General features: G+C 62.9%; 11 protein-coding genes and 1 pseudogene. 6 read left to right on the forward strand and 6 right to left on the reverse strand.

Annotated elements, in window-relative coordinates:
- The first annotated feature begins 5 nt into the window (after positions 1–5).
- The 6 genes from AC0Z8Z_RS03820 to AC0Z8Z_RS03845 all read left to right on the forward strand — a co-directional run bounded on the left by AC0Z8Z_RS03820 (position 6) and on the right by AC0Z8Z_RS03845 (position 5,945).
- Positions 6–851, forward strand: a complete 846-nt coding sequence (locus tag AC0Z8Z_RS03820) for a fumarylacetoacetate hydrolase family protein (RefSeq protein ID WP_122538299.1) — start codon at positions 6–8, stop codon at positions 849–851.
- A gap of 314 nt (positions 852–1,165) precedes the next feature.
- Positions 1,166–2,443 carry an L-fuconate dehydratase gene (locus tag AC0Z8Z_RS03825; RefSeq protein ID WP_485617959.1) on the forward strand — a complete coding sequence of 426 codons (1,278 nt, stop codon included), beginning with the start codon at positions 1,166–1,168 and terminating at the stop codon, positions 2,441–2,443.
- A 51-nt stretch (positions 2,444–2,494) separates the two neighbouring features.
- Positions 2,495–3,388 carry an amidohydrolase family protein gene (locus AC0Z8Z_RS03830; RefSeq protein ID WP_485617960.1) on the forward strand — a complete coding sequence of 298 codons (894 nt, stop codon included), beginning with the start codon at positions 2,495–2,497 and terminating at the stop codon, positions 3,386–3,388.
- On the forward strand, positions 3,385–4,161 hold the full coding sequence (locus AC0Z8Z_RS03835; RefSeq protein WP_485617961.1) for an L-fucose dehydrogenase: 777 nt from the start codon (positions 3,385–3,387) through the stop codon (positions 4,159–4,161). Before AC0Z8Z_RS03830 ends, AC0Z8Z_RS03835 begins: the two co-directional genes overlap by 4 nt.
- Before the next feature lie 8 nt (positions 4,162–4,169).
- Positions 4,170–4,520 (forward strand): L-rhamnose mutarotase, encoded by a 351-nt coding sequence (locus AC0Z8Z_RS03840; RefSeq protein WP_485618258.1) that lies wholly within the window; start codon positions 4,170–4,172, stop codon positions 4,518–4,520.
- A 192-nt stretch (positions 4,521–4,712) separates the two neighbouring features.
- Positions 4,713–5,945 (forward strand): sugar MFS transporter, encoded by a 1,233-nt coding sequence (locus AC0Z8Z_RS03845; RefSeq protein WP_485617962.1) that lies wholly within the window; start codon positions 4,713–4,715, stop codon positions 5,943–5,945.
- A 347-nt stretch (positions 5,946–6,292) separates the two neighbouring features.
- Here the strand turns inward: AC0Z8Z_RS03845 and AC0Z8Z_RS03850 are convergent, their stop codons facing one another.
- The 6 genes and pseudogenes from AC0Z8Z_RS03850 to fhuF all read right to left on the reverse strand — a co-directional run bounded on the left by AC0Z8Z_RS03850 (position 6,293) and on the right by fhuF (position 12,979).
- Positions 6,293–7,654 carry a cytochrome c gene (locus AC0Z8Z_RS03850; protein WP_485617964.1) on the reverse strand — a complete coding sequence of 454 codons (1,362 nt, stop codon included), beginning with the start codon at positions 7,652–7,654 and terminating at the stop codon, positions 6,293–6,295.
- 11 nt (positions 7,655–7,665) lie between these two features.
- Entirely contained in the window at positions 7,666–9,441 is a 1,776-nt protein-coding gene (locus tag AC0Z8Z_RS03855; RefSeq protein ID WP_172611747.1) for a GMC family oxidoreductase, read from the reverse strand.
- Positions 9,442–9,443: 2 nt separating this feature from the next.
- Positions 9,444–10,193, reverse strand: coding sequence for a gluconate 2-dehydrogenase subunit 3 family protein (locus tag AC0Z8Z_RS03860; RefSeq protein ID WP_485617965.1), 750 nt, complete (start codon positions 10,191–10,193; stop codon positions 9,444–9,446).
- A 195-nt stretch (positions 10,194–10,388) separates the two neighbouring features.
- Positions 10,389–11,231: a methyl-accepting chemotaxis protein gene (locus AC0Z8Z_RS03865; protein WP_485618260.1), complete on the reverse strand. Its 843-nt coding sequence runs from the start codon at positions 11,229–11,231 to the stop codon at positions 10,389–10,391.
- Positions 11,232–11,246: 15 nt separating this feature from the next.
- Positions 11,247–12,071: pseudogene (locus AC0Z8Z_RS03870) on the reverse strand (cache domain-containing protein); the annotation flags it as partial.
- A gap of 170 nt (positions 12,072–12,241) precedes the next feature.
- A complete protein-coding gene (fhuF, locus tag AC0Z8Z_RS03875; RefSeq protein WP_485617966.1) occupies positions 12,242–12,979 on the reverse strand; it encodes a siderophore-iron reductase FhuF in 738 nt (245 codons plus the stop codon).
- Positions 12,980–13,005 lie beyond the last annotated feature (26 nt).

Consider the following 13,005-nt stretch of genomic DNA (forward strand, 5'->3'; position numbering starts at 1 on the left):
ACCCCATGAAATTGCTGCGTTACGGCGAACCCGGTCAAGAGCGCCCAGGCCTGCTGGACAGCAACGGCCGCATTCGCGACCTGACCGATCTGATTGGCGACCTTTCGGGCACCGCCCTGAGCCCGGAAAGCATCGCGCACTTGCAGTCCCAGGACGTCAACAGCCTGCCGCTGGTTGAGGGCAACCCGCGCCTGGGCCCGTGCGTGGGCAAGATCGGCAAGTTCATCTGCATCGGCCTGAACTACGCCGACCACGCGGCTGAAACCGGCGCGGATATCCCAAAAGAGCCGATCATTTTCAACAAGTGGACCAGCGCCATCGTCGGTCCCAACGACAACGTGGAAATCCCGCGCAACTCCAAGAAGACCGACTGGGAAGTCGAGCTGGGCGTGGTCATCGGCAAGGGCGGTCGCTACATCGACGAGGCCGATGCGCTGGAGCACGTGGCGGGCTATTGCGTGATCAACGACGTGTCCGAGCGTGAGTTCCAGATCGAGCGCGGCGGCACCTGGGACAAAGGCAAGGGTTGCGACACGTTCGGCCCGATCGGCCCGTGGCTGGTGACCCGTGATGAAATCGCCGATCCCCATCAGCTCAACCTGTGGCTGGAAGTCGACGGCAAGCGCTATCAAAACGGCAACACGCGCACGATGATTTTCCAGATTCCCAAACTGGTGAGCTACCTGAGCCAGTTCATGAGCCTGCAGCCGGGCGACGTGATTTCCACCGGTACGCCGCCGGGCGTGGGCCTGGGAATCAAACCTGAGCCGGTGTTCCTGCGCGCCGGCCAGACCATGCGTCTGGGCATTGAAGGCTTGGGCGAACAGCAGCAGCTGACGGTCGACGCCTGAGGCAGCAAACACCGTTCCTGTGGGAGCGACCGGGGTGGCGCTCCACCTTGCTCCTACAGGTCATTGGGGTATTCAAAATTCGGGGCACACGCAAATCCACTGTAGGAGCAATCGGAGGTTACGACGGTCGCGAAAGCTATGGGTCTGGCGCATCCGTGTTGCCCGATCCACCGCGTTCGCGAGCAAGGTGGAGCGCCACCCCGGTCACTCCTACAGGACCTCGTGGACCTGAGATTCATGTGGTGCCGATACAACAGGTTTTCCAGTTTTCCCAATACGCCGCGCTGCCCATAACAATGCCAAAGGGACCCGCCATGACCACCATCACCGCCTTGCGCGTTGAAGACATTCGTTTCCCCACCTCGCAATTTCTCGACGGCTCCGACGCGATGAACCCGGACCCCGATTACTCGGCGGCCTACGTCATTCTCGAAACCGATCACCCAACCCTACAGGGCCACGGCCTGACGTTCACCATCGGTCGCGGCAACGAGATCTGCTGCGCAGCGATCAAGGCGCTTGCCGGCGTGATGGTCGGCTTGAAGCTGGCGTGGATCGCCGAAGACATGGGCCGTTTCTGGCGCCACGTCACCAGCGACAGCCAGTTGCGCTGGATCGGCCCGGACAAGGGCGCGATTCACCTGGCGACCGGCGCCGTGGTCAATGCCACGTGGGATTTGTGGGCCAAGTCCGAGGGCAAGCCGGTGTGGCAACTGGTGGCGGAAATGCCCCCCGCGCAACTGGTGCGCTGCATCGATTTTCGCTACATCACCGACTGCATCACCCCGGACGAAGCCCTGACCCTGCTGACCGAGCGTGCAGAGGGCAAGGCGCAACGGTTGCAAACGCTGCTCGCCGACGGTTACCCCTGCTACACCACGTCGGCGGGCTGGCTCGGTTATCCGGACGACAAGCTGCGCCGGCTGTGTCAGGAAGCGGTCGACGGCGGTTTCTCCCACATCAAACTGAAGGTCGGCCGCGACCTGCAGGACGATATCCGCCGTGTGCGCATCGCCCGGGAAGTGCTGGGGCCGGATCGCCATTTGATGATTGACGCCAATCAGGTCTGGGAGGTCGGCGAGGCCATCGACTGGGTCCGCGAGCTGGCGTTCGCCAAGCCCTGGTTCATTGAAGAACCGACCAGCCCCGACGACGTCGAGGGCCATCGCACCATTCGTCTCGGCGTGCACCCGGTGAAGGTGGCGACTGGCGAGATGTGCCAGAACCGCATTGTCTTCAAGCAGCTGATCATGCGCGGGGCCATCGACGTGGTGCAGATCGACGCCTGCCGCCTCGGCGGGGTCAACGAGGTGCTGGCGGTGATGCTGATGGCCGCCAAATACCAGCTGCCGGTCTGCCCCCATGCCGGCGGTGTCGGGCTGTGCGAGTACGTGCAGCACCTGTCGATGATCGACTTTCTGTGCATCGCCGGGACCCATGAAGGTCGGGTCGTGGAGTACGTCGATCACCTGCATGAGCATTTTGAAGACCCTTGCGTGATTCGCGATGCGGCGTATCTGCCACCGGCCGCGCCGGGGTTCTCGATTCAGATGAAATCCGCTTCGCGGGAGCACTACGCGTACAAAGGCTGAGGACCCCGCCAGAGCTTTGCCCAGGCATGAAACGGACGGAGTACAACAACAATGTCGTCCCGACACTCAAGCGTTCCGGCACCGCCCTTGCGGGTGGATGCCCATCAGCATTTCTGGACTTACACCCCGCAGGACTACCCGTGGATTGAACCACGCCATGGCGTGTTGCAACGGGACTTTCTGCCGGACGATCTGAAGCCGCTGCTCGATCAGCACAGTATCGACGGTTGCATCGCGGTCCAGGCGCGGCACAGCCTGGATGAAACCGATGTTCTGCTGAGCCATGCCGCCAATCACCCATGGATTCTCGGCGTGGTCGGCTGGGCAGACCTGCGGGCGGGCGATCTCGACGGGCAACTCGCCCGTTGGGCCGACTTTAATAAAGACGCTCGTAAGCTGGTCGGCCTGCGTCACCTGATCCAGGACGAACCCGCGCCGTCGCTGTTCCTCCAGGACCCGGCCTTTGCCCGTGGCATGCGTCAGTTGCAAACCCTCGGGCTGACGTACGACGTGCTGATAAAAGACAAAGACCTGCACGCCGCCACTGACTTCTGCCAACGCCACGACCAGCATCACCTGATCCTTGATCACCTCGGTAAACCGGACCTCGCCCTGGAAGACCCCGTCGCCTGGGCCGAGCGCCTTGCCCCCCTTGCTGCCCTGCCCCACGTTGCCTGCAAGCTGTCCGGACTGATCACCGAAGCCGACTGGCAGCACTGGCGACCGGTGGAGCTGCTGCCGTATTTCTACCTGGCGCTGGAACTGTTCGGCCCGCAGCGGCTGATGTTCGGCTCTGACTGGCCGGTCTGTCAGCTGGCCGGCAGCTACAGCGACGTTCACCACTTGTTCGAATCCGCCATCAGCACGCTCTCCGTCGACGAGCAAGATGCGCTGCGCGGCGGCACCGCGATTCGCCTCTATGGCCTGCAAGGAAACTGCCCATGAATCTGCACCTGCAAGACAAAGTGATCATCGTCACCGGCGGCGGCTCGGGGATTGGCGCGGCCATCTCGCTGGGGCTGGCCGAAGAAGGCGCGATCCCGGTGATCTTCGCCAATCAGCCGCTGCCTGCCGAATTGGCCGCCGAGCTGGACAGACGCCAGCCGCAAACCCTGTTCGTGCAGGTCGAGCTCCGTGACGAGGCCGAATGTGCGGCGGCGGTGAGCACGGTGCTGGAACGCTTTGGCCGCATCGACGGGCTGGTGAATAACGCCGGGGTCAATGACAACGTCGGGCTGGACGCCGGTCGCAGCGCGTTCATCGAGTCCCTGGAGAAGAACCTCATTCACTACTACGTCATGGCCCACCTTTGCGTCGACGCGCTGAAGGCCAGCCAGGGCGCCATCGTCAACATCGGCTCGAAAACCGCCCTCACCGGCCAGGGCGGTACCAGCGGTTACACCGCGTCGAAAGGCGCGCAACTGTCGCTGACCCGGGAGTGGGCTGCCTCGCTGCTGAGTGATGGCGTGCGCGTGAATGCAGTGATCCCGGCCGAGGTCATGACGCCGCTGTACGAGCGCTGGATTGCCAGCTTTGACGACCCTGACGGGAAGCTGGCGAAGATCGTCGAGAAAATCCCCTTGGGCCAGCGCATGACCACGCCAACGGAGATTGCCGACAGCGTGTTGTTTCTGCTGTCACCGCGGGCGTCCCACACCACCGGGCAATGGCTGGTGGTCGATGGCGGCTACACACACCTCGACCGGGCACTGACATGAGTACCGGCATGGCTGCGCAGCGGTTCTGTCTGGCCCTGGACCTTGCCGATGACGAGGCGTTGATTGCCGAGTATGAGCAGTTGCATCGGCGCATCTGGCCGGAGATTGCCGCGCACCTGCGCAGCCAAGGCGTGCTGGACATGCAGATCTGGAGGCTGGGCACGCGGCTGTTCATGGTCATGGACACTGCCCCGGAATTCAGTGCAGACGCGATGGATCAGGCGTCGGCGGCGAACCCCAAGGTGCAGGAATGGGAGGCATTGATGTGGCGGTTTCAGAGGCCGACGCCGTGGACCGAGACGGGCAATAAATGGCAGCCGATGGGGCAGATTTTTAGTCTGGCGGATCAACCGCCTTGAAGCGCTCCAATTGTGGGAGCGAGCTTGCTCGCGAAGGGGCCGAAACACCTCCTACATCCTCAGCGCCTGAAACGCCGTCTTCGTGAGCAAGCTCACTCCCACAGGTACGAGTGCAAGGCTTCGATCCCTGCACGACCGAACATCTGCTTCATCACGCTGCACGCTTGAACAACAACAAAAAAGGAGAGCGTTATGTTGACCAAACACAGCAAAGTACAGACTGGGGTGTACCGGCACGCTGAGCCGTCGGTGCGGGTGGCATTGATGCTGGTGACCAGTCTGTTTTTCCTCTGGGGCCTGTCGTACGGGCTGCTCGATGTGCTGAACAAGCATTTTCAGGAAACGCTGCACGTCAGCAAGGCCCAGTCCGGGCTGCTGCAAGCCGCGTACTTCGGGGCGTATTTCATCATCGCCCTGCCCGCCGGCTTTCTGATGGACCGCTTCGGCTACAAGGCCGGGATCCTGTTGGGGCTGTGCCTGTATGCCGCTGGTGCGTTGCTGTTCATGCCGGCGGCCAGCGCGGCGAGCTTCCCGTTTTTCCTGTTCGCGCTGTTCGTCATCGCCCTGGGGCTGGGCTGCCTGGAGACGGCGGCCAATCCCTATGCGACGGTGTTGGGCGATCCGAAAGGCGCGGAGCGTCGGCTCAATCTGGCGCAGTCGTTCAACGGCCTCGGCCAGTTCGTCGGGCCGCTGCTGGGGGGCGCGCTGTTCTTCGGCGGCAGCAACGCGGGCAACGACAACAGCTCGCTGCAAACCACCTACGTAGTCATCGCGGTGATCGTTTTGCTGGTGGCGGCGCTGTTCGCCCGTACGCCCATGCCCGATCTGCGCGAGCAGGAATCGAGCATTCAACGCCACGACAGCAAGACCCTCTGGCAGCACAGGGAATTTGTCGGCGGCGTGGTGACGCAGTTTTTCTACGTGGCGGCGCAGGTAGGCGTGGGCGCGTTCTTCATCAACTACGTCACCGAGCACTGGGCAAGCATGACCAGCCAGAACGCCGCGTATCTGCTGTCGGTGGCGATGATCTGCTTCATGTGCGGGCGTTTTTTCAGCACCTGGCTGATGGGCCGCATTCCGGCACAGCGATTGTTGATGGTCTACGCCTGGATCAACGTTGCGCTATGTGCGGTGGTGGTCAGCGGCGTGCAGAGCGTATCGGTGGTGGCGCTGGTCGCGGTGTTCTTCTTCATGTCGATCATGTTCCCGACCATCTTCGCCATGGGCGTTAAAAACCTCGGCCCGCACACCAAACGCGGCAGCTCGTTCCTGATCATGGCCATCGTCGGCGGCGCGCTGATGCCGTATTTCATGGGCCTGGTGGCGGACCACTTCTCCACGGCGCTGGCGTACCTGCTGCCGCTAGGTTGTTTTGTGGTGGTGGCGTTTTATGGGCGCAGCGGGTTGCGCGGACGGGAGACGTGATCGGGCTTTTGCGGCGTGGCGAGTGACGCTTTCCCGGCTGAAGCCGGTCCCACTGAGGGCACGCGGTCAGTCAGTGGGACCGGCTTTAGCCGGGAAGAGGCCAGTGAAAACACCCTCGCTTTTGCGGTGTGAGGAACGACGCATTCCCGGCTGAAGCCGGTCCCACTATCAGGTTTCAGCCAGTCCCAATCGGTGCGCGCGATGCCTTAGTGGGACCGGCTTTAGCCGGGAAGAGGCCAGTGAAAACACCCTTACTTTTGCGGCGTGACCACTGGCGCCTTCCCGGCTGAAGCCGGTCCCACTAAGGGCACGCGGTCCCACAAAGGCGAGGCCTGCTGCGCTCAAGCTTACGGCTTGGCGATGTCCGTGCGACTCACCGCTGGAGACTCCTTGGGCAAGGTCGCGCGCATTTGCGCCACTTGCGCGGCGGTGACAGCAGGCGCCTGATTGCCCCAGCTGCTGCGGATGAAGGTCAGCAGTTGCGCCACTTCCTCATCGGACAGCCGCCAGGCGAACCCGGGCATGCCCAGTTGCGACGGCGCCGTGGCAGTGGCGGGCAAGTTGCTGCCCGCGAGCATCAGACGAATCATCGACACCGGGTCTTCCGACAGCACCGACGAGTTACCGGCGATCTTCGGGAAGACACGCTCATAACCCTGCCCGTTGGTGCGGTGACAGGCGGCGCAGTTGTCGACATACAACTCGGCGCCGCGACTGCCCTCCTGGCCCGCCGCCAGGGCCTTGGCCGTGGCCGGATCCGCCTTGAAGCTGGACACCTGACGCTCGCTCGCCGGCAGGGTCTTCAGGTACGCGGCCACCGCCTGCAGGTCGGCATCGTTGAGATGCTGGGTGCTGTGCACGACCACATCGCCCATCGCGCCGCCCAACACCGCGTGGGTCGCACTGCGCGCGCTGCGCAGGGTGGCGACGATGTCGTCCTTGCTCCAGCTGCCCAGGCCATCGGCAGGATTGCCGCGCAGGTTGACCGCCAGCCAGCCGTCGATCACCGGCCCGCCCGACAGGAACGCCGCACCCGATTCATCCAGTGCTTTTTCCTGCAAGGTCAGCGCACGGGGCGTGTGGCAGCTGCCGCAATGCCCCAGTCCCTGAACCAGATAAGCCCCGCGCGCCACTTGCGAATCCGGGTAACGCGCCGCATTGAACGCAACGGCCTCGGGCGTTGGCGCAAACACCTTGCGCCAGATCGCCAGCGGCCAGCGCATGGACAATGGCCACGGCACGTCATTGGCGCGGTTCTCGGCCTCCACCGGTGCCACGCCGTGCATGAAGTACGCATACAGCGCGCGCACGTCGTCATCCGTGGTTCGCGCATAGGCCGGATACGGCATGGCCGGGTACAGGCTGTTGCCGTTGGCCGCGATGCCATGACGCAGCGCGCGGTCGAAGTCATCCAGGGAGTAACTGCCGATCCCGCTCGCCTTGTCCGGGGTGATATTGCTGCTGTAGAGCGTGCCGATCGGCGAAGCAATCGGCAGCCCTCCCGCGAATGGCTTGCCGCCACTGACGGTGTGACACGCCGTGCAATCGCCGGCGTCCGCCAGGTAGCGGCCTTTCTCGATCAGCGCGGCTTGGTCAGGGTCGGGCGCGGGGGCGAGTTTTGGCGTCGAGGTCGGCCACAGCGCGAACACCAGCAGCGCGACAAACACCAGCACCGCCAGCGAAATCAGGCTCAGGAGGAACTTTTTCATGTCATTTCTCCTTAAGCCTGAACCAGCGGGCCGGGGTTTTTCAGGTACTGCTCGCGGATGGCCGTGGCTGACCAGTACGCCAGCGCACCCACCATGCCGGTCGGGTTGTAGCCATTGTTCTGCGGGAACGCGTTGGCGCCGATGGCAAAGACGTTGTGAACGTCCCAGGATTGCAGATAACGGTTCAGCGCCGAGGTCTTCGGATCGCTGCCCATGATCGCGCCGCCGCAAGTGTGGGTGCTCTGGTACTTGGTGATGTTGTAATGCTCGCCGGGTTTCTTGGCGTCGCCGGCCAGCGCGATCGGGTTGAGGATCTTCGACATTTCCAGCGCCTTGCCCACCAGAAACTGCGAGGCCTTGACCTCATTGTCGTGCCAGTCGAAGTTCATGCGCAGCAGCGGTCGACCGAACCCGTCTTTGTAGGTCGGGTCCAGGCTCAGGTAATGCTGCTTGTAGGACATGCAGGCGCCCTGGACTTCGAAATAAAACGAGTGACGGAACGAATCGCTCGCCGCCTGTTTCCAGGCCGTGCCCCAGTTCGGTGTGCCCGGCGGCACGTTAATACCGCGCACCGGACCGGCCCCAGGCTGCCGCGCCCAGATGATGCCGCCGCCGACGAACCCGGCCTTGGCGTTGTCCAGCTGGTTGCCGTTGAGGTTGTCCATCGTCGTGCCGGCGCCACCGATCCCGATGAACTGATTGGCCTGAACGTCCTTGTTGAAAAACAACACCACCCGGTTGAGGTTCTGGTAGGAATAGTTACGCCCGATGGTGCCTTCGCCGGTCTGCGGATCGTAGGGTTTTCCGATCCCGGAGAGCAGCATCAGGTGAACGTTATAGAGTGAGAACGCGCACAGCAGGACCAGATCGGCCTGCTGCTCGACTTCCCGACCCTGGGCGTCGAGGTAGGTGACGCCGGTGGCTTTTTTGCCATCGCTGTCGAGGTTGACCTTGAGCACTTGGGCGTGGGTGCGCAGCTCGAAGTTCTTGCGCTGGCGCAGCACCGGCAGAATGCTGATGTTGGGGCTCGCCTTGGAGTAGTTCAGGCAGCCGTAGTCGCTGCAGAAGCCGCAGGCGTTGCACGGGCCCATCTGGCAACCGTACGGATTGACGTAGGGCGCCGACGCGTTGGAGGCCGGAATCGGGTACGGGTCCCAGCCCATTTCCCTTGCTGCGCCGTAGAACATTTCGGCGCCGAGGTAATTGGGGTTAGGGCCGAGGGGAAACTCACGGGAGCGCGAGCCTTCGAACGGGTTGCCGCCGGGCTGCCTGACGCCGCTGATGATCCCCGCCTTGCCCGAGGTGCCGCAGACGTATTCGAAGTGATCGAAATGCGGTTCGAGGTCTTCGTAGCTGACCGGGAAATCCTGAATGCTCATGTCCGACGGGATGAAGCTGGCGCCATAGCGCTGCTCGACGTTCGTACGCAGCTTGAAGTCTTCAGGCAACGCGCGGAAATGGCAGCCGGACCAGTGACTGCCGGCCCCGCCGACGCCAGTGCCAGGTTTGAAAGAACCCATCTGCCGATACGGCACGGCAGTGGACGTGAGGTTGTGGCGCACGGTGACGGTTTCCTGCGCCAGGCTCTGCAGGTAGCGGCGATGCACGGACCCTTCCAGCTCATCGACCACTTTCGGGTAGGCGAAATCCGGTTGCGTGTCGCGGTCGGCGCCGCGTTCCAGGACGACCACGTTCAGCCCGGCGTCGGTGAGTTCCTTCGCCATGATCGCGCCGGTCCAGCCCATGCCCACGATGACGGCGTCTACTTTCGGTTTTGCGTTGGCCATGCTCAGCCCCTCCGCCCGGAAAGATCGACCGGTGCCAGCGGATACGGCTTGTCGCGCACGGTGATCCAGTCCATGTAATCGGCGCGCATGCCGGGGTAACCGATCATTTTCCACGCGCCCATGTTTTTGTTGCCGCCGTGGGACGGGTCGGCGAAATAGCCGTTGCGCACTTCGTTCAGCAGGTTGCTGAAGAACAGCTTCGGGGCGATGTCGTCCAGCGCCAGCTTGCCGCCCTCGGCCGCCTTGAGCAGGTCTTCCTGCTGGGCGGTGGAAAGCTCGGCGAACACCTTGCCGTCGTGGGTCTTCTTGCAGTTCGCGTCCATGGCCTTGATACCCAGGCGCAGGGTTTCGCGCAGGTTCAGCCGGCCCTGGTAGCCAAACTCGGGCGCGGCTTCGAGGAACGGGCCCTGCATGTACCAGATGCCACCGTTGGCATAGGGCGTCTGCATGTGCCGATCAAGGAATTCAGGCACGCCCAATTCGACGGCGCCGGGGCCGACGTGGTCGGCCGGGATCAGGCGATCACAGGCGGCGATGAGGAAGGCCCACTCTTGCGGGGTGAAGAACGTCGGCGTGTAGTCACCCGCCGCGGGCGGCGACGCGGCAGACGGGCTTTGCTTTGCATCGCTGGCCGGGGTCTGGGCGAAAGCAGCCGCCGGGAGGCCTGCGCTGGCCAGGGTCACAACAGGGATGAGCGTCAGCGACTTGCGTAGAAAGTCGCGACGCGCCGGGGAGGTGTCGTCATCGAACATTGTTCACTTCTCCTGAGACCAAACACGGGTGTGCTTCGTTTTTTCTTGTGTGTTCTTCTTATGGATTCGCCCTGCGCTGCGGCGATTGAGCCGCACGCGCGAGGGAAATAGATCGCGTGCTAATCATTGCCAAGCTAAGCATTGAGGCGTTACTAAAACAGCTAACGCCTCAACGTGCTCGGGTTAAACGATTCATCAAATCTTGAATTGGCGCACCAGCGCGCTGAGGTTGCTGCCCAGCGTGGAGACGTCACGCATGGTGCGCGAGCTCTGCTCGGTTTCCTCTGCGAGGTTCTCCACGGCACCGGCGATCTGGTGGACGCTGCGGTTGATTTCTTCGGCCACCGAGGTCTGCTCTTCGGCGGCGCTGGCAATCTGCGCATTCATCGCGTTGATGGTGCCGATGAGCCCCGAAATGGAATCCAGCGACTGGCCCACTTCGTTGGTCTGCCGGTTGGCGCCCTCGCCCGCTTCGGTGGAACGGCGCATGGCGTCTACCGAGGCGTGGGTGCCTGTTTCGAGGCGGGTGATCATGCCCTGGATTTCCTGGGTGCTTTGCTGGGTGCGGCTGGCCAGTGCGCGGACTTCATCGGCGACCACCGCAAAACCGCGCCCGGCTTCCCCGGCGCGGGCGGCCTCGATCGCTGCGTTGAGGGCCAGCAGGTTAGTCTGTTCGGCGATCGAACGGATGACGGCGAGCACCGATACGATGGAGCGCACGTCCTGTTGCAGGCTGTCCAGGCTGGAGCCGCTCAGGCGGATGTCGTTCACCAGCGAGTTCATGCCGGTGATACTGGAGCCCACCACTTTGCGCGCGGCCTGGCCCTGCTGGTCGGTTTCCGACGCGGCCTCGGCGGCCCGTTGCGCGCTGTGTGCGACTTCTTGCGCGGCGGCGGACATCTCGTGAATCGCGGTGGCAACCTGGTCGGTCTCCTCCCGCTGACGCTGCATGGCTGTTTCGGAGCGCAGGGTTTGCTGGGTGGCCTGATTCACCAGCCCATCGAGGTCGGTGGTCATCTGCGCAATCTGCCGGACCATGGCGTGGATCTTGTCGACGAAACGGTTGAACGAGGTCGCCAGGTCACCCAGTTCATCGCGGCTGGTAACCACCAGACGGTGGGTCAGGTCACCGTCGCCGGCAGCGATGTCGTCCAGATTGCTTTTGAGAATGCGCAGGGGCCGGACGATCCCGTTGGCGGTCCAGAGGCCGGCCGCCGCCGTGAGCAGCAGCAAGACCAGGGTCACCACAAAGACGCTGCCGAGAATGTTGCGGCTGCGGCTGGTGACGGCGGCCTGCTCCAGGACCATGGCGGCGTCGATGTCGTCCATGTTGATCGCGCTGCCCAGCACCATGTCCCACTTTTCCAGGTACACGGTGTAACCGAGCTTGGGCACCTGCACCGCTTCATCGCCGGGTTTGGGCGCAGCGTAATCGACGTAATGTTTCCCGTTTTTCGCCACTTCCACGAAGGTCTGGTAATGGTAAGTGCCGTCAGGGTCGCGGGTGTCCCAGAAGCTTTTGCCGACGCCCGCCGCGCTGTCGCCGCGAAAAACCCGCACACCCTTGGTGTCATACCCGAAGAAGTACCCGTCTTCGCCGTATTTCATTGGCTTGAGCAACGCCAGGGCCCTGTCTCGTGCGGCCATGTCGCCGGGTGCGGAGGCGTCGTGCAAAGGCTTGATGGTGGTGAGCGCCACGTCGACGTAGTTCTTGAGAACGTCGCGATTGCGCTCGACGAGCTTTTCACGGGTTTCCTGCATTTCCTGATCCGCGCTGCGCTGTAGCACCCAGGCGGCGACGCCGCTGAGAATCAGTGCAAACAACAGGGCAGGAATGATGGCAAGACAGAGCAGCTTGCTCTTGACGGTAAGCTTCATGGGACGGGTCACCTCCTGGTCGTTAGTCCCACACTATCGGCCAGAGATCGTACAACTTAAAGATTTTGATAGCGATTTGACCTCACACTTATGGCGACCACCTATGCATATGGATATGCCAAAAGCCACAGCCCAGAGCCCGCGCAGCTTTTAGACCGACCAGTCGGGAGTCAGCTTGTGAGATCGGGCCTGCGATGGAGCAACGGACAGTTGTCACACAACTCAACTCCGCTGACGCGATAACGAATGCAGCACACACGGCGTTGGCGTTTCAGCTCGGGTCGCCCGTCGACCCCGACATACCGCACGGGTTGGAAGAGCGGATTACGACGTCCGTCCGGCAAATGTCGGGCGTTGAGCAACTGGTGACCATGGGTCAGATCGGTGTGAGGCATGGCGTTCGCCAGCACGCCCAAAAGCCACTCGAGATAGTTGCCGGCGTTGCTCCACAGCACGTTTGGGGACAAGCGCACGGTGCGGGCGATGGCATCAATGAAGGGCCGGAGGTGGTGTTCAACCACGTCGTCGAAACGCGCAAAGGCGTCCACCGGGGCAGGCGTCCAGCGCTGGCCTGGGTCAGGCAGCTTGAAGGCGGCAGGCAGGCCATTGTCATCGAGGATCAATTGCAGGTGGTCAAGCCGCAGTGGCAAGCGGTGGTTGAGGATCAGCGACGCCGCCACCACCGGCGGAATCAGCTTGATGAAATAGTGCTTACTCCACAGCGACGCCAGTCCTCGAGGGTCGCTGGGCGGATAGGCGCTGCCGAATCGCGTGAGCACGTCGCTTAAACCGTCGCCGGTCAGAATCGTACGCAACGGCACGCCGGCGCGGGGATCGTCGGGCAGCACCAGGACGTCGCGATAGTGCTGGAAATCGGCAATGAACAAAGGCGCCAGCGCAGGAATCATGGGGCGACTCGCTGCGCCGACGACCT

The sequence above is a fragment of the Pseudomonas sp. 1L-C-7-B-C1 genome (assembly GCF_057291635.1).

Coding starts and splice junctions, on each gene's coding strand:
- AC0Z8Z_RS03820 (WP_122538299.1), top strand. CDS start 6: ATGAAATTGCTGCGTTACGGCGAACCCGGTCAAGAGCGCCCAGGCCTG.
- AC0Z8Z_RS03825 (WP_485617959.1), top strand. CDS start 1,166: ATGACCACCATCACCGCCTTGCGCGTTGAAGACATTCGTTTCCCCACC.
- AC0Z8Z_RS03830 (WP_485617960.1), top strand. CDS start 2,495: ATGTCGTCCCGACACTCAAGCGTTCCGGCACCGCCCTTGCGGGTGGAT.
- AC0Z8Z_RS03835 (WP_485617961.1), top strand. CDS start 3,385: ATGAATCTGCACCTGCAAGACAAAGTGATCATCGTCACCGGCGGCGGC.
- AC0Z8Z_RS03840 (WP_485618258.1), top strand. CDS start 4,170: ATGGCTGCGCAGCGGTTCTGTCTGGCCCTGGACCTTGCCGATGACGAG.
- AC0Z8Z_RS03845 (WP_485617962.1), top strand. CDS start 4,713: ATGTTGACCAAACACAGCAAAGTACAGACTGGGGTGTACCGGCACGCT.
- AC0Z8Z_RS03850 (WP_485617964.1), bottom strand. CDS start 7,654: ATGAAAAAGTTCCTCCTGAGCCTGATTTCGCTGGCGGTGCTGGTGTTT.
- AC0Z8Z_RS03855 (WP_172611747.1), bottom strand. CDS start 9,441: ATGGCCAACGCAAAACCGAAAGTAGACGCCGTCATCGTGGGCATGGGC.
- AC0Z8Z_RS03860 (WP_485617965.1), bottom strand. CDS start 10,193: ATGTTCGATGACGACACCTCCCCGGCGCGTCGCGACTTTCTACGCAAG.
- AC0Z8Z_RS03865 (WP_485618260.1), bottom strand. CDS start 11,231: ATGGTCCGGCAGATTGCGCAGATGACCACCGACCTCGATGGGCTGGTG.
- fhuF (WP_485617966.1), bottom strand. CDS start 12,979: ATGATTCCTGCGCTGGCGCCTTTGTTCATTGCCGATTTCCAGCACTAT.